The organism is Allobosea sp. CER48 (genome assembly GCF_044752385.1).
Taxonomy (GTDB): Bacteria; Pseudomonadota; Alphaproteobacteria; order Rhizobiales; family Beijerinckiaceae; genus Allobosea.
In genome coordinates, this window is the sequence record NZ_JBIWYK010000614.1 from 1 (window position 1) to 1,529 (window position 1,529).

General features: G+C 67.9%; 1 protein-coding gene. It reads right to left on the reverse strand.

Annotated elements, in window-relative coordinates:
• On the reverse strand, positions 1 to 1,322 hold a 1,322-nt coding region (locus ACIPIA_RS16010; protein WP_400510964.1), incomplete at its 3' end, for an ABC1 kinase family protein.
• Between the last annotated feature and the right edge of the window lie 207 nt (positions 1,323 to 1,529).

A 1,529-nucleotide genomic window follows, 5' to 3' on the forward strand; every position in this document is an offset into this window, starting at 1 on the left:
CGCGTGGCCACATTCTCGGCCGAAAAGCCTTCGATCTCGGTCTCGAACAGGCGATGGAAGTTGAGCTCGGCGTCGAGATGCAGGAAGACGCCGCCGAGCCCGATGGCGGCGCGGTCCATGAAGACGAATTCGCGCGGCACGGTCACCGGTCCGCGCTGCTTCAGGGCCTGATGCACCTGGAACGCCTGCTTGCGGCCGTACTCGGCCGGGCTCACGCCCTCGGCGATCCGCCGGACACGATCCTCCAGCAGCGGTCCGTAGATGAAGCGCGCCCAGATGTTCAGCGTGTCGACGAGATCCCTGGTCAGCCCCTTGAAGCCCCAGGTTTCGTAGGCGTGGATGACCCGCGCCTCCTCGCTGTCCCGCAGGCCGCGATAGAGATCGACCACCCCGCCGACGAAGGAGGGCGGGAAGATGCGGATGCAGCCATAGTCGAGCAGGTTGATGCCTAGCGGATCGCCATTCTCCGAGAACACCGTGTAGTTCCCGAGATGCGGGTCGCCATGGATGACGCCGTGATGGCTGAAGGGCCGCCACCAGGCCTTGAACATCGCCGTCGAGATGCGGTCGCGCGCCGCCTGCCCATCCTGCTTGTGCGAGAGGATCGGGCTGCCATCGAGCCAGTGCATCGTCAGGAGGCGCCGCGTCGAAAGCGCGGCCTCGACGGCCGGCACGCGCACCTCGGGCGTATCCGCCAGGATGGCCCGATAGAGCGCGATGTGCTTCGCCTCGCGCCGGTAGTCGAGCTCCTCGCGGACACGGGCGCCGATTTCCTTGGCGATTTCGGTCGTATCGATCACCGCGCCCATGCGCCGGTGCAGCGCGAACAGCACCTCGAGCTGGGCGATATCGGCTTCGACGGCCGATTCCATGTCGGGATATTGCAGCTTGCAGGCGAGCGGCTCGCCTGCCGCGGTCGCCGCGCGATGCACCTGCCCCAGCGAGGCCGCCGCTGCCGGCCTGAGATCGAATTCCCCGAAGCGCTCGCGCCATTGCGGGCCGAGCTCCGCCATCATCCTGCGCTTCACGAAGGCCGCGCCCATCGGGGGCGCCTGCGACTGCAGCTTCTGGAGCTCCGCCGCATATTCGGGAGGGACGACATCGGGGATGGTCGCGATCAGTTGCGCCACCTTCATGATCGGGCCCTTGAGGCCGCCAAGCGCCTTCGCCAGCGCCTCGGCATTGGAGGCGTCGCGCCCTTCGACGCCGAAGAGCCGGGCGCCGGCGATCCGCGCCGCCACCCCGCCGACATTGGCGCCGACGCGGGCATAGCGCGCTGCGCGGGCGGACAATCGATTGGCTTCGCTATCGCGTTCGGACATCGGCTCGCTTTCGCGTATCGGTGACTCCCGACATTTAAGTCCCCCGGGCCGTCATTCCAATGCGGCAGCTTGCCAGCGGCCCGGCTGCGCCGCTACGCACGGCCGATGTCCCAACTGATCGAAATCGGCGGCACCCGCGTCATCCTCCTCGACCGCTCCGGCGCCCTCCTTGCGGCCCCGGGCGACGCCAACGATTTCATTGGCGAG